The organism is Flavobacterium sp. B330r, assembly GCF_056824325.1.
Window position 1 is genome coordinate 3,124,036 of the sequence record NZ_CP124860.1, and the last position, 20,527, is coordinate 3,144,562.

Genomic DNA, 20,527 nt, shown 5'->3' on the forward strand with positions numbered 1-20,527 from the left:
ATCCACTTGTAGGTAATGCCATTATAAATTTAAGTTTAAATGTTCAAGAATAAGTTTTAATTTTTTATCCTGTTCCTCAATCTGAGTCTGTTGTTTTTTAACAGCTTCAAATAATACAGCAACAGCATTTTGATATTTAACAGCTTTTGTCCCATCTTCTCGTGTAAGTACTAATTCAGGGAAATTTTCTTCAAGTTCTTGAGCTATAAATCCGATATTGTCCTTTTGATCGTTATCAATTCGATCATAAACAACTCCTCTTGAAGCTTGAATTCTTTCAATTACATTTGAAATTGGTCTGATATTTTCTTTGACTCTTGCATCAGAAAAAGCGGTAACATCTCCAGATACAGTTAAAGAAGCTCCAGTGATTGCTCCTGAAAATGCTGAATAAGCAGAGTAGTTACTATCTGTTAAAACGGTTTTCCAAGAAGTCCAGCCAGCAGTTCCGCTTCCAGTATTATTTCCTCTAAATTTCATGCCACTACCATCTCTTGCAATAGTCAGTTGCTGTCTGCCATCACCTGAAGCCATATGCAATGTTGAAGTATAGTAATAACCTGAAGAAGGAGCTTCTTCTCTTGCAATAGTTGAAATACTGCCAGATAAATTATCTAATTGTACGCCAGATTGGAATGGAAATCCAGTAGAATTACCATTTAAATTTCCAATAAAAGTAGGAGCAGTTACAGTTCCTGTAAATATTGGAGAAATCAGTGGTGCTTTTGAAGAGTCAACGATAGTAATATTTGCAGAACCATCAAAAGAAACGCCATTAATTGTTCTCGCTGTTTGTAATCTAGTAGCTGTTGCAGCATTTCCTCCAATACTGAATGTTTGGGAGATACCCGTTAGACCTGAACCATTTCCGGTAATTATTCCTGATGTCCAGATTCCGTCACCAATTGCAGATTTAGCTACTCCATTATTACACCAGACCATTTGATGTCCGCCAGCCATATTTCCTTCTGATGGATTATTGGTGTGTTTATATGCAAGACCATATAACGTACCGAAATTTGAACCATCGACAGAGCTTCTATAAGCCGTTCCAATAGACCAAATTGATTGTGTTTTTGTAGAATCGTAAGTTCCAAAAATACCTTCAGAGCGGTCAGTTCCAGGAAATATAATATCTCCGCTCATTGTTCCACCAGCTAGTGGCAATTTTGTTGAATCCGCAATAGTGATGTTTGCAGAACCATTAAAGGATACTCCATTAATTGTTCTAGCGGTCTGTAAAATAGTTGCTGTTGAAGCATTGCCTGTTAAAGCTCCAGAAAAAGCGGGTGCAGTAACTGTTCCTGTAAATGCAGGAGAGGCTAGTGGAGCCTTTAAAGCATCATTTCCATTTAATTTATTAATAGCTGATAAAATTGAATCGGTTGCAGTAATAGTACCCGCTGTTGAGGTATATCCTGTCAATACTGAAGCAATTGATCTTGCATTTGAAAAATATAAGTTGCCAGATTCAGGAACAATCGCTGTTGTTAGAGGTTGCCAAGTTTTATCTCCTCTCCAGTATTGAGAAGGTGTACCTGCAGTAATATTATTTTCTTTTGTTGAATCAGTAATCGTAATATTTGTAGAGCCATCAAAAGAAATCCCATTAATTGTTCTAGCTGTTGTTAATTTAGTAGCCGATAAAACATTTTTAACAGCATCAGAAGTATTATCAACACTTCCGAGACCCACATCGGTTTTGGCTAATGTAACAACGCCAGTTTTACCTGCAACACTGTCTACTGCACCACTTGTAATATAGACATATGCTGATCCTCCCCAACGATAGGTTTTGTTCGTGTCTTTAGCAATATAAATTTTCCCAGTTTCTCCAGTCGTTGGAAAACCTGCTAGATTTGTAAACTCCAAAACGTCATCTACATAGCTTGGCAGTTGTGATGTTAAGATAATTCCACTGGCATCAAGTGTTGCGACTCCATTAGCGACACCCTTCTCGCTGGAAGCGATTCTTGCGGTCGAATCTACGGCATTGATTGTGATATTTGCTGAACCGTCAAAAGAAACCCCATTAATAGTTCTGGGAGTTGCTAATTTTGTTGCAGATGAAGAATTGCCGGTTAATGTGCCTACAAATGTTGGGGCAGTTACAGATCCTGTGAAAGAAGGTGAAGCAGAAGGAGCTTTTGAATCAACATTACCATTTAATTTATTTATAGCAGATAATACTGTATCAGAAGCTGAAATTGTTCCGGCAGCAGAACTGTAGCCTGTGAGTGTTGAGGCGATAGCTCGTGCATTAGAAAAATACAAGTTTACAGATTCTAGAACATTCGCTGTCGTTAGAGCTTGCCAAGTTTTATCTCCTCTCCAGTATTGAGAAGGTGTACCTGCAGTAATATTATTTTCTTTTGTGGCATCAGCAATTGTGATATTTGCAGAACCATCAAAAGAAACGCCATTGATTGTTCTAGGAGTTGTCAGTTTAGTTGCCGATAAAACATTTTTAGCAGAATCAGATGTATTATTGACATTGCTTAAACCGATAGTGGCTTTATCTAGAGTTTGCCATGTTTTGTCACCTCTAAAGTATTGAGAGTTTGTGCCTGATGGAATTGATTGTTCTTTTCCATTTAATTGAGTTTGAATACTTGATGTTGCATCATTGAAGGCTTGCTGATTGGCAGATTGGAATTTTCTTGTTGCTGTTTCTGCGATCTGATCGGCTGTATAATTTCCGGAGTCTGGTTCTTCGCCATTTATAGATCCCTCATAATTATAAGTAATGCTTACCCAAAAGTCTTCTCCGACAATCATTTCGTCAAGAATTTCTAATGTAGTAGGGGTGTTCATACGATATTGCAACGGTGCGCCAGGAGTGCCATTTAAAGTGATGCCATCTACAATTACTGCTAAGACGTTTAATGAAGGCTCGGATAAAGTAAATAATTTTGAACCTGTAAATTCGAAATTTTCTTTTCTAAATTTACTTGCTCCTAATCCTAAATTACTAGCATCACTGAAGGTTAATTCTCCATTTTCATTAGTGATTAAGATTTTGTTAGATCCGTTTGTTTCTAAGTCGGATACTTTTATTCTGTTATGATTTGTATTCATTTGAATTAATTGAAATTACTAATTGTACTCTTTGGAAATTGTATATTATGATTTTTTCTACCTAGAAGTTTCATTACTAATTTTAGATTGAAAAAATGAAGTTTAGAGAAAGAGTAGAATTTGATGATGGTAAAATTTATTTATAAAACAATTTGTAAAGCATACTGTGCCCAACCATTATATGTTTTTTCGTACATTAAAGCACCACTAGAGATACTTAAACACTGAACTTTGAAACCTATAGTTGCCAATGGATAAAGCAGATTTAGTTGATTTTTACTTAGCGCTGCCACAGTAGTGTTGTTTATAGTTCTATTATCAACATATTGCTTTGTAACTAAACTTCTTGAAGTGAAGTTGGCTTCATAATCACCCTCATTTTCAAGACCTTTCTGAGTGTAGTTGTCTACAATTCTTGATTTTACTTTAGAGAAAAATATTCCTTTATGTAAAACCTCATTGTATGTTTCTGTGCCAATTCCAACCAAATCCTTATTATTAAAAACAGTTTCATCCGAGCCATCAATCATATAAAACCCTCGATTATAATTTGAATTGTATGATTCATTTACCGTTGCATAATGTTTGAAGTTGCTTTGAGAACTTTCTATTACTACAGAACCATAGAGTCTTGGATCTGTACCTAATGTTTGCTGCCATGAAGGTGTTCCTGGTATCTCGATGTAAGTATAGATTAGGGTTAAGTTTTGAGCTTCAAGGGGTGGTATTATTCCTTTACCTATATCAGTTAATTCATAAATAAATTTAATTTCCATTATTGGATATTGGGGATAGGTGTTTTCCATAATTATTCCATTTTTTGATTATAATTTTTATACTTTGTTCCTTTTTCCTCTCTCGATCTTCTTTACTGCTAAACATGACAGAATTCTGCTGATCGTTAAAAATGTCTTTTGTAAATACATTTTTGATTCTTATTTCATTATGATTTGCATTATATCCAAAATCTACATCTTGATTAGATTCTAATGTTTCATCAAAGAGGATCATTTTCTTATTAATAAGACGTAAGTTTTTTATTTTAAATATTCCAGATAAGAATATTGGTTTGTCAAGTAGCCTATTGTTCAAATTGATTACGTAGCTTAAGATGTCGAAAGAGCCAATCGATTTTTCTAATATTGTTTTATTAAGAATTATGGTATCATCATCACTAAATAATGCTTCCGTATATTCTGATTTATAAAACATTTGCAATAACTTATTTCTCGCCGTAGAGGCGTTTACTATTTTTGAATCTATATATGTGATGTTCTCTTGATTTATTTGATCTTCTTTTTTATTCATCCAACAAACCACAATATGATATCCTAATTTGGTATATAGGGATATGTTTTTTTCAAAATAACTTTTACGAATTGGGTTTCCATTAAAAAACGAACAGATATAGAGTACTTTGCTATTAGCTATATCTTCCTTCATACAAGACAATATTAACCTTACTATCAGTATCCAATATTGTTTTTTGAGAATCGGGTAATGTCGCTATATAGCTATTAATTGCATTGAGCATATCATCTTGGACTCCAAAATCATATAAATCAAATAGATTTATGTATAAGTTCCTAGCGAAATTATTTTGTCCATCTCCCGATCCATTTCCGGAGTTATTTCCTAATGCATTATCAATACCCTGAAGATGGCCTTTTAAATCATCACTTGTTGGAGTATAATTAGTAGTATTGCGTTTTACATTTATATTTTCTTTACTATGTTTAATTAGTTTTGTCATTTTGTATTGCTTTTAATTTGATTATTTAAATGATAAAAAGCTGTTAGTTTTAGCATATTAACCTTTAATTTTTCGTTTATGTATATTATAGTTTTTAACAGAGGCAAACGTAAACACCTGCCTCTGTTAAAAATTATTTTAATTGTAAACCCTTATCTCTAGTGTTGTATTGATAAGTAATCCATCAGTTGGAGTAATCCCTCTGTTGGTATAAACATCAATATAATTTGAATCGCTTGGGGAAGTAGATGTTCTAACAATTACATCCGATATTAGGTCACTACCTACAAATATTACGGTTTTTGCAAGTGTAAATCTACCTGTACATGCACCTCTGTAAGTACCTATGCCTGTTCTGGTCCAAGCAATACTACTCCCTAATGTGTTTTCGAAAACAAAAGTTTCTCTTGGAGCTAATGTCCCTGTTTGAAATAATTGTACTGTATATATTTTATAAGGCCTACCAAGTGCTTTAACTTGACCTAAAGTTGTTAAATCATTATCGGTTACAGCTTGATTAGCTTTTACAGTTCCATTTACTTGTAATTTTTGCCCTGAATCCGAAGCAATGTTACCAATGTAAACAGTACCACCGTTATAGTTTAAGCATAAAGTCGCCCAGTTAATCGATGGTACTACTGCCCCAATATGACCAATATTAGAATTTGTGTCAAATCCAATAACGACACCTTTTGTTGAGTAGTTCGAAAACTTAGCTGCGTAAGTATTTTCATTGTTTACGGTTAATAAACCACCTTTAACATCTAACTTATTTGATGGAGTTGTACCAATGCCAACATTTCCGCCATTTGGATTAAGTAATAGTTTTTCATAACCAAAACCTTGATGTATTGATTGAATCCAACCATAGTTGGAAGCTGTATTTACACCTAAATTCAAACTGTTTGGATTCGTATCTAAATCATTTATTGTAATACCATCAGTTGCATTGAAACCCGATGAAGTAGCAACCCTAACTGTTAGTTTTGCGTTTGGGGCTGCAGTTCCAAGACCAAGTCTGCCAGAAGTATCAATTTGCATTCGTTCGGTTGTTCCTTGAAACACTCTAAAGCCTCCTCCTGGTGATGATTTTATCAATGCTCCAAATGTGCCATCTTCAGGTGTAATCATTCTGTTTGTATCGTAGCTATAAGCTAACCCACTACCAGCAGGCAATGCAATATTACCATTGATTTCTTGTGCTACTGAGTTAGCAAATGCGTTTGATGATGTCCATTTTGGTAAAAAATTTGCGTTTCCACTTCCTTGTAAAGTAATTGCTTTTACAAAAGCAGTTGTAGCAACTTTTGAACTGTTATCAGTACTTGTTGGTGTTGAGGTTGTTATAATTCCGTTGCTGTCAATTCTAGTAATTGGTACTGAGTTTTTAGTAATGCTTAAAAGATCTCCAGTTGAAGATGAGCTAGAATCTAATCGTATTGCTGTTCCCGTGTTTGAATTTAAAATATCAATAGCTCTACCTGTAAATGAATTAAAAAGACCAATACCGCTACCAGTTCCTTGATTATCAATTCTAACACCATAAGCTGTAGTTGAATTTGCGTTATTAACATACAATCCCAATCCACCGCCAATATTATTGATATAGGCACCATAACCAGTGTTGTAATTGGTGATACTAGTTCCAAAACCAGTAGAATTATTGGTAATTGCCAAAACTGTTGAAAATGTGCTATTATTTTCAAGCTGTAAGGCATTTGTAAAACCACCCGAATTGCTAGTACTTTTAATACCAGACCAACTTTCGTCACCTGTTTTGTGCAGTACGTTTGCATTATCGTTATCGATTAAATCTTTTAAGACTTTTCCTTGTCTTGCATCCAAAGCTTTACCAGGAGTAGTGTAATCAAGGGAGTTATAACTGTCTATTTTGATATCGTTTATGTCAGTAAATTTTAATTCACCATTATTATCAGTTGTTAAAATTTTGTTACGTTCATTTTTTTCTAAGTCGGCAACCTTTATTCTGTTATGATTAGTGTCCATAGTGAGTTGATTTAATTATTTGATTTTTACTGGTTTTAGAAAAAGTAAAAGTAGGTTGATGCTTTTTTATCGAGATATAAATAGGCTAGATAGTTTTTTCTATAGATTATAGGAGCAAATATTTAAGAATAAGTAGAGGTTTTAAGTTCTATTTGCTAATTTGAGCTAATAAATAATCGATCTGAATTTGCTGTTCTTTTATTGCTTCAACTAATAGAGGTACTAGTTTAGCATAATTGACAGTTAAGTAGTTTTCACCAGATTTAGAAATTTCATTTCCATCTTCTGTAATTTCTCTATCAAATGGAGCAGTAGTTACCACTTCTGGTAAAATGGCTTTTACTTCTTGAGCAGAAAGACCAATTTGCAAATCGGTAGATTTATAACCAAAACTTTTTGCCAGACTATTATTCTTATAATAAAATCCGTTTAAGGTTTTAATTTTATCAATAGCATTGGTAATATTGCCTTTTTTTGTTTTTAATCTTTCATCAGAATAGTAGGCTGTTATATCTCCAGTTGCAACAATATTATTATTAACCAAAAGTTGTTTGCTGCCATAAATTTCTACGTTAGTAGAGTTTTGCATCCAAATTCCTCCGCCATAAGTAGAATTGTACCAACCTGATGGTCCACCAGATCTAAACCATCCATCGCAAGAAAATGAATTTGCAACTCCAGCGTCATATCCGGCAGCAAATCTAGATGCGGTAACAGCTCCAGAAGTCCAAATTCCGGTACCAATAGCTGTTTTAGTAGTTCCTGCTTCCATTACCAATAATTGATGGCTAAGCCCGGCTATTGACTGACCTCCAATATTAGAATGTGTCCAAGCTAATCCGTAACAGTTACCAGATGTTGTACCATCTGATGCTAATTTGTAAGCATCTCCCATCGAAAAAATACCTTGATATCTAACATCAGAATAGCGTCCAACAATCCCGCATCCATAATCATCATCAATGTAAAAATTACCATTTGAACGAGAGGATCGATCTGAAATTCTTGCAGAGTCAACTCTAAGCCCATAAGTATTAGCGCCATTCCATCCCATTAGAGAAGGGTAAGTAGAAGACCAAGGAATTTGAGCATTGGCATTATTTACAGAAGTGCCTGAAGGAGATACTGATGCTGAAGCGTCAAAAATAGTATGACCTGCACCATAATTATTCCAATTCATCTGGTTGGCTATTGTAGCAGTACTGGCATTTCCTGATAATGGTCCTACAAAGTTTGATCCAGTAAAGACACCATTTGCGCTAATACTAGCAATATTTGTATTTGCTAAACGAAATACCCATCCTCGATTTGAAGCACCCTCCATGGTAAAATAGGTTGCCCAATCTCCGCTTACAGATCCATGGCCACCATAATTTGATGTTGTGGCAAACATTAAACCATAAGATGGTTTTCCATTTACAGCGCCAGCGTATAAAGAAAGACCTTGTCCATTTCCTGTTGTTTGAGCTACACCTAAAGCAGAACTTGTAGTTATACCAGATGTTAAGAGATCACCATTAGTGGCAAAAATAAATTTTGAACCCGCATTTGTTGCATTTCCAAAATGGATTCCAATTGAATCTGCTCCATTTTGTCCAGCTGATCCCTGAAAGTAACTTAAACCATATCCGTCAGCATTGCCAAAAGACCAAATTCTATTTCTGGTATTGGTTGCATAACTGGCAGTTTGAAAACCAAGACCAGAAGATACTATACCAGAAAATGCTGAATATGTGGCATAATTGGCATCGGATAAAAATCTTCCCCAATCTCCCCAAGTATTTGCATCTCCGTTATGTGTTCTAAATCTAACGTCTGCTATTCCTGATCCGTAGTTTGAATTTAACTGTAAGCTATATCCACCAGAACCAAAGTGTATTAATTGGCCACTTAAAGGACAGTTGTTTGAATATGAGAATCCAGATTTATTCTCTCCAATAGTGTTAGCATCATACCCAGGAGCATTAATCCAACCATCATACCATCTATTTGTTGCAGTAGTAGCTAATCCTAAGGAATTTATGAAATTTGCAGGTGTATAATATCTCAAGTATTGATCATCAGATGCATAAATTCTATTGATTGGAGTAACCCCGCTATCTCCTGAAACAGTATTAATCCATCCTGCCTGGATATAACCATTGCCATCTGTTCTCACAATTTTATTCGGCTCATTGTTTGTTGACGAATGAACGGCTAATCCGCCTGCAGTATTTGCATTTCCTGTTACATTAATACTCCAAGTGCCTGAAGCTCCTAAACCGGTTGTAGAAGCTTTGGAATTTAGTTGTGTCTGAATTGAGCTTGTAGCATCATTAAATGCTTGTTGAGTTGCAGACTGAAATTTTCTTGATGCTGTTTCAGTAATTTGGTCTGCATTGTAATCACCAGCTTGAGCCGTAACCGCACCATTCCTTCCAAAAACTTTTGTTACTTCGCTTGTTGGCGTTAGTAATTCCTGCCAATCATTTAAAATAGCTGAATTTGAACCTTTTAAAATAAATGATTTACTTAAATCGGTTCTTACTGCAATATCTCCTGTTTCTGCAATTAATGCTAACATTGCAGCTTCTGAAGCTACAACGAAAGTATCATTTACTGTAATGGCAGGAAGTTGAGAAGAGATTAATTTTCCATCTGCTCCTAAACCAGCATAACCATTAGCCGTATTTTTATTTGAAGAATTTTCAGGAGTAAATCCTAAAGAGGTTTGCTTTGCATTCCAATTTGCTTTTTCAGCATCAGAAACAAATCGATTTTCTGAATCTTGTGCAATAATATTTGGAGCGTGAGTAGTTGGATGAGTATAATTTGAAAGTGTTGAAAGACGTGCAATTTCGGAATCGGCAAGAAGACTTTTGCCTGTAACTTTATCAACCTTGTTGGTTTGCAAAGTTTTTCCCATTTCAGCCGACAAAGCTTTTGTTGTACCGCCAGAACTTAAATCGTTTACTACTATTGTACTTAAAGAATTACGAACCACTTCAATCGCGTCTCCTAATTTTTGAAGTGTATTTAAATCGACATTATCAGAAGCAAGTAAATCGTTTAATTCATCAATTAAATCTTTTAAAACTTTTCCTTGTCTTGCATCCAAAGCCTTGCCCGAAACAATATAATCAAGGGAGTTGTGACTGATGTCGTCTATGTCGCTAAATTCTAATTCACCATTGCTATTGGTCTTTAAAATTTTGTTTTGTTCATTTTTTTCTAAGTCGGAGACTTTTATTCTGTTATGATTTGTATCCATTTTTGTTTATTGATAATTGCATGTATTTAAAGCCTTTCTTTGGAAATGATATACACGTAAATCCAAATTCTACATTCTTTTTTTGACTAAAGATTATTTCAAGGTCAATTTCAAAAAGAATTTTCTGTAGAATTTGGATTAAATACTTGTAGAGTTTTTAAAAGAAGAAATTATTTTTATTGATTAAGATGACGTTCTGCTTTAATTATCATTATGATTTGCTTCTTTATAGTTGTGAGTTAAAATTCCATTTGCAAAATAGGTGTGAAATGGATTTAAGGTCATTGGATAGATGTTTCGTTTTTCTAAATTCACAGTTACAGTAGTAACAGGAATAATTTCTTTGTCTATCGAGTATAAATTATCTCCAACTATGATATCTCCTAAAGGAATAAATTTCCAAAAGCCATTACGCTGAATTAATTGTAGATGGGTAGGAGTGGCCTCTAATAATCCTTCATTCACGATAATGGTTTTGTCGGCAACTTGTTTTGTAATTTTAGTAATAGGCGATATAATTCTGTTTTCAGATAAAGACTTGCACGACCATTTATACAATTCGTTAGCGATATTGGTATCCTTAAGGGTTTCAATTTCAGCAGAAAGCAAAAATTTGTCAAGAGTAAGTTTTTCAATTGCTTTTCTTGTTCCGTCAGGTAATGTGATTAGTGTGCCTTCGACAAAACATCCGCCACTGCCACCTCCTCCGCCAGGCGTTGGAGTGACTTCACATGTTCCTGCGATATTTGCATGATTCTGTACGTTTGCTGCTAACCACGCATCTGCTTGTGCATTGGCATCTGTAAGACTTAAAGTTGAAACAAATTGATTTGGAAGAGCAGTAAGTGTAACGGTGCTTCCGCTATATCCTGTTCCGCAGTTATTTTTTTTTGCGCTTAATCTTTTTTCTACACTATAATATCTGATGCTAGGAGCACAAGTTGTAGTGTCTAAAACGGGTGCAATATAATCAGGATCTGTAACTACATTTGGTTTCGTTGGTTGTCCTGTTGGGCTTCCGTCATCAACATAATATAATTCGAGCGCCCCAAAAGATTTGTATCCTGTATTTCCCATACGTTTGTTTTTTTAATATTTAATTACGATTTTTCCTGTAGACGAGTCTTTGATGTAGGTAACGTATCCGAGGTTTGTAACAGCCTCAATGTTTTTGTGCAAATTATCTCCTTGAATGGGTACTTTTTTAGAAAAGTTCTTTTGATCGACCAGAGTTCCGCCAACGTTGATTATGTCGTATCCTGATTTCTGCATTGTACCACCTAGATAAGTAACAATTTCGACATCTATATTTCCTGTTCCAACAGCAGTAAACCATGAGCCAGCCATTCTTACCTGTACTGTACTAAGGTTCGGATAATCAGAAGTAATTTTATTGAAATTAACAAGACAGGCTTCAACACCATTTTTTTGTCTGTTATCTCCCGCCCACATAATGTAAGCATTGGCAGCTGCGGCATTTTCTGGAATTTCGTTATTAAATCCGTGACCCCATCCCATCCATTTATTATCTAAGGAGGTTCCTGAATTAATAATTCCGGTATAAGTGTCGAAATCTTGTCCTGCTCCTAATGCCCATTTATATCTAATAACCATGTAGTTAAAAGGAGATAAGTTTACATCAGGTTCAATAACACAAGACGGATTTATACCTCTCCAGGCCGTAACTCTGCACGAACCTACATTATTGGCATAGGCCTGAACATTTGCTGCCAACCATGCATCAGCTTTTGCATTGGCATCTTCAATACTTACTGTAGATACGAATTGGTTTGCATTTGCAGTTAGAGTAACGGAAGTTCCCATGACTCCGGCAGCGCAATCATTTTTTGCCGCAGTCAATGACTTGGCTATATTGTAATATTCCATACTTTGTTTATAATTGATTATGATTTGTCTCAACTTAGAGAAGAATTGCATCAAGCAACAACTAAGTTTGATAAGGTGAAAAAGTTAATTTTCACGCTTTTTGATTTCATTTTTTTGAAGTGCTATTAATTTATTTTATCGCTGTAAAATTGAGTTTGGTAAAAAAGCAATAGATTAAAAGCAGATTGTCTAGAAGTAAGTAGACGAAGAATGCTATAGAGGAGTATTAAAGCCAATAGGAACCACGCCAGAGACTGGTAAATTTGTGGTTCCTAAATAACTATTTAAAAATTATGATCAAGGATTATTCTTGCTCTTGCTTTACAATTTCGCCAGTTTCAATGTTTACACGAATATCTCCGTATTCTTCTTTAATCGCTTTTTCCAATTCATTAAAGTTTTGCTGTTGAATGGCAATCTGGCTTAAAATATCTGCTTTTTGAAACTCGTATTGAATAGACAATTCTCCCAACGATAATCTTGCCTTATCCATAAAGACATTAAAATCTTGTAATTTCTTTAATTGTTCCGCGTTGATTGTTTTTACTTCTTCTTTGTTGATTTTTGTATTTTCCATTTTTTATTTGTTTTATTTTTATTCTTAGTTTTTTATAATGTGTTGATGTCTTCGTTTAATTATAGATAGTTATTTTTACATCTATATATGTGTTGTCACTAGCGACAAAAGGAGCTAAAACATTATTTTTTAGCATTAATATGATAATTTCACCATTTTGACTATTACGAGTTTTATAATCGATTCTTCTATTTTCTGTAACATTACTATTTGAATCTATTCCACAAGTAAGAAAAACTTTTGTTAAACCTGTTATGTCTGGTGATTGAAGACGATATGCGTATGATGAAACTCTTGTAACAGTTAATGAACCTATCTCATCTTTATAAATTATTACTGAATCATCTTCAGGTCTAATTTTAGCAACATATTCTTTGGTAGTAGATGCTTGGGGGCTTACAGAAGTCACGGATCCATCTGCCATTAAATATTCTGAACTTTTACCACCTGCTTTTTTGTAGGAATTGGCAGTGATATCCCCTTCCTTGTTAAGTTTAAATGTTGAAGTTCCATTATTTGTTGATTCAATAGCAAATCCTGTTGAGGCTGGACCGGCATTTAATACTAGGTTTCGCCCTATAGTATCATTTTGAATTGAATTAATACATGTGCTGCCAAGCCCAGAATTTGCAAGTTTTAGTAGAGGTATAGACCCTCTTGTAGAGGTCATAGATATCATGCCGAGATCTGTACTGCTACTATTGAAAGTCTTTATTCCTGTTATAGTTTGATTAGTTGTTTTATCAACATAATTACTAAGTTCAGAATCACCAATCTTCTTTTCAACCCCATCACTACCCATTACATACAAATCAGTAGTGCCATCAGTTTTGGCGTATAATTTTGCGTGACCAGCCATTGCAGTTGCAGAAGTTGAAGCTGCTAAAGTTAAAAAGCCATCTGTAATATCTGCTTTTTCGTTTAAGGTTGTAAATGAAGTTCCCGATACGTTTCCATCATGTGTGATGAAGGCTTTTTCTACCTGTATTTTTTGAACGCTGATAGCTTTTCTGTTAACATAATCATTATTAGTGTCAAAAGTAGAAGTAGTAGCGCTGGAACTAGAGTTTTGAATTAATTTTAAACAGTTTGCACTATTGTTTTTAGTAATGGTTAAAACATCATCTACAGAGGTATTGTGCGTTAAATTTAATGCTCCATCTTTAGATTCATTTCCTGTGGTATGAATTACGTTATTGTCTTCAGCATATGTTTTAGGATCAAGAGAACCATCTCCTTTTACAAATTTTTCAGCTGTTCCGCCTTCGCTAACAAATTTTTTAGCTGTTACAATTCCCTCAGCATCAATTTTAGCTATTACAACATTATCTTTCGATACTTGCAAAGGATCTCCTGTTGCTGTTGAAGAAGAATTTACTTGTAAACTCGCTCCAGCTCCAGTGTTAGATACTTTAATACCAGTTCCTGTTGCCGTATTTTGAACCGCAATACCGCTTCCAGCACCAGTAACTGTTACGTCTAGTACTTTTGCACCAGCATCTGCACCGCTGTTTGTCAATACAATTCCGCTAGTTGAGGTTGGAGTAGTGTTGTTGAAAGTTAAGATTCCGTTTTTGGTTTCATTTCCTGAAGTATGTAAAAAACTTGTAAAGTCGATTGGTTCACTAGATCCACCTCCTGGATTTGTATTTGGAGCTAAATTTTTATACCAATAATCGACTTCAATGTTTCTATTGTCAATATTTCCCGAAAAAGTGATTTTGGCCATTTCATAATTGATGATGTAATCTCCATCATTTCCTTGACCTTCTTTCTCTAGTAATAATTGTCCGTTTTTAAATACTTTGACGCTGTAATTAACTGGTGCATATTGCAAAGTAATGGTATCGCCAACAAAAGAGTCAAAATGCTCTTTACGTGGCATGTAGCTATTTCCAGTAATGATGCCAATATTCTTTAAACCTGTATATAAAAGGGCAGGAGTTACATAATGCAGGTTATCCCTTCCTTCTTCGACCATCTGAAAGTCGGCCTTGTCTTCGTCTTTATGGATAAAACTGTTAAAAACTTCCTGAAAGTCTCCCTGCGACGGAATATCGCCGTTTTCGAATTTGTAGCCAATTTGAGTTCTGTCTGTTGCCATGTTGTTTGAAATTTATTTTCTTTCTGTAAATATTATTTTTGATTAGCTTGATTTTGAATCCCAACAAAAAATGTCGTTGGGATTCATTTTAGAATTTATAGGGTTAGAATTTTTTCTTCACTACTAAACATGCCTGAAGAGTTTTCAGCAAGCACTTTGAAATGATGGTAGATTCTTTCATCATCAGCATTTTTAATAGCTAATTCGTCAGTTTGTAATTTGGTATCCAGTAAAGCCAACGTCACGGTGTTTTCATTAGAAATTTTCTCTTGAATTTTATCCCAGTTTCCTTGAGTATTCATTTTATACAAATGATATTTACCATTATGAACCGTTTTCTCCCAACTGAATACAACTGGTTTTAATACAGATTCATTTTGTCCAGTTGGAACGCCAGTAGCTGTTAATTCTGGAGATTCTGGAGCAGCAGTATCCGCAATCACAGTAGCTGTAATTTTTGATGGCTGAGAAGGCGTATAATCAATATTGATAATTGGATTAAGATCAGTCGAACTCGGATCAGCGTATTCAATTTCTCTTGAAACCGTAATTCTATAAAAAAGTCCGTCACCAAAAGGAACACTTTCTAAATCTTCAAATTCATCATAAACCGTCCAAACACTATTAAAATCAGTAGACAAAGTGTCCTCATTAATCAAAATTTCTTTGACAGGAGTCATCGTTCTAATCGATTGTGCATCCAACATATTTTTTGCACGATAGATATTAATTTTTCTAATGTTGTACTCTGGTTTGTAAGCATTTAATTCTATCTGAACAGAAGGTTTAATTCCTAAAACCTGATTTTCTAGAACAGGCATAATTCGCTTAATCTCTGGTGTTTGCGGCGGACTTGAAGGAACTAGTTTCACAGGTCCTAAGAAAGTGCTAAACTCACTGAAATTCATTTTAATATCCATTTCACGAACACCGTAGAAATAGATGTTTTGCGAATTACCGTCTAGATTAAAATCTGTAAACTGTGTTTTAAATAGTGCTGCATCTGTGATTTTCATCATTGGTGCAATGTCTAGATCAGGATGTGGATATTTTAGAATATTTCCGTTCTTATCTTTAATGGTTTGCTTTTTATTAACTGGCACATAATCGTTGTCCTTAATATATTCGTAAATAACAGGAACTTCAGTAAGCGGTACAAAAGCGGCATGAATGACTTGTTCTATAAAATGTATTGCTAATAAATCTGCTTCAATTCCTGCGGTCTTAGGAATAATGACTTGGTTAAGAGCGCTTAAAGCAACTATCTCAGGAACATTTTGTTTTTGGGAAGTATTATGCCATTTGATGAATTCGTTAATTTCGTCTCTTAATAATTCACTATCAGGAACTGGGAAATGATAGTTTTCTTCAGAAACACTTTCTGGAGGATAAGTTTCATAATTAGCCTTATTCTGCAATCCGTTAAAGTCTAAGAAATTTTGCCATCTGTTAGCGAAATACTTTTCATTATTTCCACCAAGTTTACTTAGTTCTTCACGAATTCTAACAATTGTTGCTGTTTCATATAAAGCACTTAATAACGCTTGATCATTTGCCCTGTAATGCAACATTCCGTAAGGTTTGTGCGTATATCTGGTTGTAAAGGTGTATGTTGATCTGTTGAAAAAGTCAGGTCTTGTGGCATATAAAGCTCCTTTTACATCCTCAGGTTTTACAGGTTTTTCAATTCTAACGGCATACATTGGATTTGGCGCACTAATTTTAGAATCATAGTTGTAACCATTCGAATGGCTGCTAATTCCGAAAATTGAATAATGCGTATTTTCTCCTTCTCTTGGCTGAATGCTTTCTTTTGTAATTCCGTTTGAAGAATCAGCAAAAAGATATACTTTGTAACTTGGATAATAATTTACTTTTTGCTCTTTTGGGTTGTGGTTCGCATCCTCTTCAAGAATAATATGATCATAAGTCGGATCCATTTCTTGGGTTCCGTCTGTTTTAATTTTAAAATTAGGATCATTAATAGTTAATACTAAATCTTTGTCTGTGCCAATATTGTCTACACGTACAACTTTAAATTCTTTTCTAGATTTTACCGGAATAGGATTAGAGCCTTCAAAACAGCTTGCAGTAAACAAACGAACAGTTCCGTTCGTCCATTCAACTGAATGTCCATTGTTTGCATTGTATTGTGGGTGCTGAGCTAATTTTAATCCTTTGAAAGTAAGTTCATATAAACCAAAATGCTTTTTCTCTTCTTCAGGAAGCGGAATTGGATTCTCATCTTTATCTAATACATATTCTCCTTTTTGATCTACCTGAAAAGCTTGCTCCAAAACTTTTTTAATTTCTACTTTATCATTCCAAATTCCTCGAGTTTTTTCTACCTGCAAAGTGTTATTTCCTTGACTGTCTTTTTGTGAAACAATTTCTCGATGTACAGATTTTAAAGCTTGCGGCACTTGAACCTGAAAACCAATTGGACTCGGCTGTCTCCAGTTTGCAGGCGTTAGCATATTTTCAACTAAAGAACATAAGTCGTTAACTGGTTTTTTGATTGGCTTAATCTGTTCAGAATCGATTGTTGCATTGCCGTCAGAAAGGCTTTGACCTACTTCTTTTTTAAGGACTTCGACATCAGCAGAGTCAAATTTTCCATCTTTTAAAGCAACATTAATATTCTGAATGATATAGTTTTCTTCGCCAACGGTTAAAATACCTCCGATAAATCTATTTTTATTGGCATCGGTTAAGTTAATTTTAATGTCTTCGCCACTGCTTAGAATTTTGTATTCGTTAATTGTAATAATTGAGGTAAGTTCATTTGATAAACTATCTGCAATGTTTGTAATTTTTCCATGTTCAATTTGAGGAAGACTATCTCTGAAATAAAGTTTAAAATAATCGGCAAAGAGCTCTTCATTATCCGGATAAATTTTATCAGAAAGTAAAGCATCTTCTTTAGTCATTCCATCTGGAATGCTATAACTTAATAATTCCTGAGCAGAATAATATTCAAAAAGAAGTCGGATGTAAGTTTTATCAATTATTGACTCATTGTCTAAAAGAGCTTTCATTTTAACTTGCTCACTCATTGACGTAAACATTAACGGATTTTCTTCTGTAATTAGTAAAGAATTAATTCCAGTAGGAGGCATTAACGTATTATTCGGTTTAATGTGAGAAGTAATTTCTAATTGTCTTCCAGATGTTGCTCTCGAGAAAATATTAATCCCATACCCTTGATATACATACGTTTGTAAACCTGTTTTTTCTTGACGAACATTCAGAAATGATTTTCCAGACTCAGGAATAATGATCGGAGCAGGCTCGAAAGAAGCAGTGGCTAAGTCTTTGGTAACGTTAGAATAAGCGGTGTCAGAAGCTAATTCTGGTTTTTGCCAACTTAATTCACCTTTAAATTTATAATCAACTCCGGCATAGATAGGGAATGTAAAAGTGCTTCCGTCAAATTCGTCTGTAGAATCAAAAAAAGAAGTGTTTACACTATAATCTGCGATGTCATTCATAAACAAACTCACATATCTTTTCTTTCCATCAAAACTATATCCATTTGGATCTGTAATTTTTGCCGATTGATCGTCTTCATCAGAACCAGCATTAAGGCCTGGTAAAAATTTACTCAATTGTACAGGAAGAGGCAAACGCTCTGTGTTTACAGAAGTTGGAATACTCATAGAAAGATGCTGCACTTCTTTTGGAGTCGCACCGCCTTCTAAATTCTTAAATGTAACGTACTCTGTTAGATAAATAAATTCGCCTGAAAGAACTGCTTCATCAATATCGATGCATCCTAAACCTAACATTCTCGCAATATGATAATCATTTGCAGCAATGTTCAATAAGTCAAGATTAGAAATTTCAGTTGAATTTTCTTCAAATTTTGCTTCTTCTCCTGGCTCAGGTTCGTTGGCAGGAATATTCTCTTGAAATTTGACCGTTTCTTTTGCAGTCGGATTTGTACCATCACGACTTAGTTCGATGTAACTTTCAATAACTTCTTTGATGTTTTTATCATCGTCATCTGTTGTACGTTTCCATTTATCCTTGTAGTTATTTACGTTTACATATTCTCCATCATTAAATTTTAACCACTTTCCGTGAACAGCATTCAGTTTTGGCTCTAATTGTTCAAAAGCTTTAGAATCAGTGGTCGTTAAAGCATATTTTCCTTTTAAATCCCAATTGCCGCTTGTATTTGCTTTTTGGATAAAGTCACCATAAAATTCAAAATTGATTTCGCTTAACAAACATTTATTTGCTTTAAAACGAATGCTCCTTCCATTTTCAGCTATAACACGAATTGGATTGACTTGTGCCGAAGAATAGGATTTACGATTTGTAACTCTTTTTGATGCAGCAATACTATTTTCAGCAACAGATAATGTTTCTAATTTAACAATGCTAGCGCTTTCTACGGCATTAAATTTAAGTTCGGCAGCGAAAAATAATTCGCTTTTATTTTCAATCTCAATAATCTCATTTCCATAAGCTGCAATAAAACCAGATGGGTCTGTCATTGGATTAATGCTAGCATATGTTAAAAGATACTTTGCTTTGTTTTTGAAATAAACATAGATTGATCTTTGCAGAGCAGGAGTTTTATAAACCCATAATGCTTTATTACGATCAACAGTTTGAGGTTTTTTTGTTAAATCTAACTTATGGGCAACTTTAGTATAAGGCGCTCGATATAATTTTACGAAATCATCAGGTTTATTAAAATTAGTAGTACCGCCTATATATAAATTCCCTTTCGGAAGGTGGTTTGCTCCCAATTCTCCAGCCAAAAGCCAACGAAGATGAATTCCTTTTGTACTATCAAGTCCCTTAGAACCTGCTGCTGCGATCTGCAAACTTGTAGATTGCAAAGCAGTTTTGCCTGAATTAATATCAACAATATAAACCTCTTTGGTTACGGTAAAACTGATTTTAAAATTGCTTGGATTGTAAACGCCCGGTAGAACAATTAAGGCATTGTGGCTTTCCATTGCAGAAGGCGTTCCGTCAATTCGGATTTTTGCTTCTACACTCGCCAAACCAGGAATGACAATAGTTTCTTCAAGTCTGAAAACCAATCCGCCAAGATTACTTGCATTGTGGATTCGTATTCCTGCAGGAAGAGTAAGAGGAACACGGCTTTTATTTCTTAGAGCCAGAGTTCCGGCGCTTTCGTGTACAGCTAGACCTTTCTTTAAAACAGGATAAACCAATTTATTTTGAACTATATTCACATTAGGCAAACACCCAATTTGTGCACCTGACAGATCACTGCTTAACTGATTTAATTCTGCTCCTAAAGTGCTAAAATCAGGAACTCTGATATAGTCTGTATTTAGCATGGAAAGACCGCTGTTTTTTAGTACAGGTGTTTTTCCTAAGAAGTTAGTAATTGGCGTAACTAACTCGGTAGCATTGTTTACGGTGCTTGTGACACCGTAAACAAAAATATGTGATTTATCATCTAGATTTTGATATAAATTTTTCAGCAAATCGGTATCATTGACCTGCAAACCGTCTGTAACAACCACGACAACGTCTGGAATTACAGTCAAATTGTTTACAACTTCTAAACCAGAAGCCCAATGATCAGATTGAGGATTGGCCGATCTTGAACCAAAACCATTAATCCAGCTTAAAAAACTCGAAGTATTTCCCGAAATTCTTTTTTGAATAACATGTTCTGATCTTGAGTTGCTGTCGCTTCCAGACATTCCGATTAACGAAAGTGTAATTTTGCTTTGAGCTTGAGAATTGATAAATGAAGTCAGCCCATCTCGTATTTGCTGCGCTTCATTGCCATTTATCGAACCCGACTCATCGACAACGATAGCGATGTACGTTTCGCAACCTGAGGATTGGCTTTCTTGAAGATTTATAGAACTCATT

General features: G+C 34.7%; 11 protein-coding genes. All 11 read right to left on the minus strand.

Going from position 1 to position 20,527, the window contains the following annotated elements; all coding sequences use genetic code 11:
- Positions 1-21 precede the first annotated feature (21 nt).
- Positions 22-3,078 carry a tail fiber domain-containing protein gene (locus tag QLQ95_RS13920; protein ID WP_482500292.1) on the minus strand — a complete coding sequence of 1,019 codons (3,057 nt, stop codon included), beginning with the start codon at positions 3,076-3,078 and terminating at the stop codon, positions 22-24.
- A gap of 140 nt (positions 3,079-3,218) precedes the next feature.
- Complete coding sequence (locus tag QLQ95_RS13925; RefSeq protein WP_482500293.1) at positions 3,219-3,884, minus strand: hypothetical protein; 666 nt, start codon at positions 3,882-3,884, stop codon at positions 3,219-3,221.
- Positions 3,844-4,521 carry a hypothetical protein gene (locus QLQ95_RS13930; protein ID WP_482500294.1) on the minus strand — a complete coding sequence of 226 codons (678 nt, stop codon included), beginning with the start codon at positions 4,519-4,521 and terminating at the stop codon, positions 3,844-3,846. Before QLQ95_RS13930 ends, QLQ95_RS13925 begins: the two co-directional genes overlap by 41 nt.
- On the minus strand, positions 4,502-4,831 hold the full coding sequence (locus QLQ95_RS13935; protein WP_482500295.1) for a hypothetical protein: 330 nt from the start codon (positions 4,829-4,831) through the stop codon (positions 4,502-4,504). The genes QLQ95_RS13930 and QLQ95_RS13935 overlap by 20 nt, the downstream gene beginning before the upstream one ends.
- Before the next feature lie 138 nt (positions 4,832-4,969).
- On the minus strand, positions 4,970-6,838 hold the full coding sequence (locus QLQ95_RS13940; protein ID WP_482500296.1) for a hypothetical protein: 1,869 nt from the start codon (positions 6,836-6,838) through the stop codon (positions 4,970-4,972).
- A 148-nt stretch (positions 6,839-6,986) separates the two neighbouring features.
- Positions 6,987-10,088 carry a tail fiber domain-containing protein gene (locus QLQ95_RS13945; RefSeq protein ID WP_482500297.1) on the minus strand — a complete coding sequence of 1,034 codons (3,102 nt, stop codon included), beginning with the start codon at positions 10,086-10,088 and terminating at the stop codon, positions 6,987-6,989.
- 201 nt (positions 10,089-10,289) lie between these two features.
- A complete protein-coding gene (locus QLQ95_RS13950; protein ID WP_482500298.1) occupies positions 10,290-11,165 on the minus strand; it encodes a DUF5977 domain-containing protein in 876 nt (291 codons plus the stop codon).
- Positions 11,166-11,177: 12 nt separating this feature from the next.
- Complete coding sequence (locus QLQ95_RS13955; RefSeq protein WP_482500299.1) at positions 11,178-11,975, minus strand: DUF5977 domain-containing protein; 798 nt, start codon at positions 11,973-11,975, stop codon at positions 11,178-11,180.
- 304 nt (positions 11,976-12,279) lie between these two features.
- Positions 12,280-12,552 carry a hypothetical protein gene (locus QLQ95_RS13960; RefSeq protein ID WP_482500300.1) on the minus strand — a complete coding sequence of 91 codons (273 nt, stop codon included), beginning with the start codon at positions 12,550-12,552 and terminating at the stop codon, positions 12,280-12,282.
- Positions 12,553-12,607: 55 nt separating this feature from the next.
- A complete protein-coding gene (locus QLQ95_RS13965) occupies positions 12,608-14,656 on the minus strand; it encodes an autotransporter outer membrane beta-barrel domain-containing protein (RefSeq protein WP_482500301.1) in 2,049 nt (682 codons plus the stop codon).
- Between the two features lie 95 nt (positions 14,657-14,751).
- Positions 14,752-20,526, minus strand: a complete 5,775-nt coding sequence (locus QLQ95_RS13970; RefSeq protein ID WP_482500302.1) for a VWA domain-containing protein — start codon at positions 20,524-20,526, stop codon at positions 14,752-14,754.
- Position 20,527 lies beyond the last annotated feature (1 nt).

Excerpts from the sequence above, each read along its gene's own strand:
- QLQ95_RS13970 (WP_482500302.1), bottom strand. The coding sequence starts at position 20,526 with ATGAGTTCTATAAATCTTCAAGAAAGCCAATCCTCAGGTTGCGAAACG.
- QLQ95_RS13935 (WP_482500295.1), bottom strand. The coding sequence starts at position 4,831 with ATGACAAAACTAATTAAACATAGTAAAGAAAATATAAATGTAAAACGC.
- QLQ95_RS13940 (WP_482500296.1), bottom strand. The coding sequence starts at position 6,838 with ATGGACACTAATCATAACAGAATAAAGGTTGCCGACTTAGAAAAAAAT.
- QLQ95_RS13965 (WP_482500301.1), bottom strand. The coding sequence starts at position 14,656 with ATGGCAACAGACAGAACTCAAATTGGCTACAAATTCGAAAACGGCGAT.
- QLQ95_RS13925 (WP_482500293.1), bottom strand. The coding sequence starts at position 3,884 with ATGGAAAACACCTATCCCCAATATCCAATAATGGAAATTAAATTTATT.
- QLQ95_RS13920 (WP_482500292.1), bottom strand. The coding sequence starts at position 3,078 with ATGAATACAAATCATAACAGAATAAAAGTATCCGACTTAGAAACAAAC.
- QLQ95_RS13955 (WP_482500299.1), bottom strand. The coding sequence starts at position 11,975 with ATGGAATATTACAATATAGCCAAGTCATTGACTGCGGCAAAAAATGAT.
- QLQ95_RS13945 (WP_482500297.1), bottom strand. The coding sequence starts at position 10,088 with ATGGATACAAATCATAACAGAATAAAAGTCTCCGACTTAGAAAAAAAT.
- QLQ95_RS13930 (WP_482500294.1), bottom strand. The coding sequence starts at position 4,521 with ATGAAGGAAGATATAGCTAATAGCAAAGTACTCTATATCTGTTCGTTT.
- QLQ95_RS13950 (WP_482500298.1), bottom strand. The coding sequence starts at position 11,165 with ATGGGAAATACAGGATACAAATCTTTTGGGGCGCTCGAATTATATTAT.
- QLQ95_RS13960 (WP_482500300.1), bottom strand. The coding sequence starts at position 12,552 with ATGGAAAATACAAAAATCAACAAAGAAGAAGTAAAAACAATCAACGCG.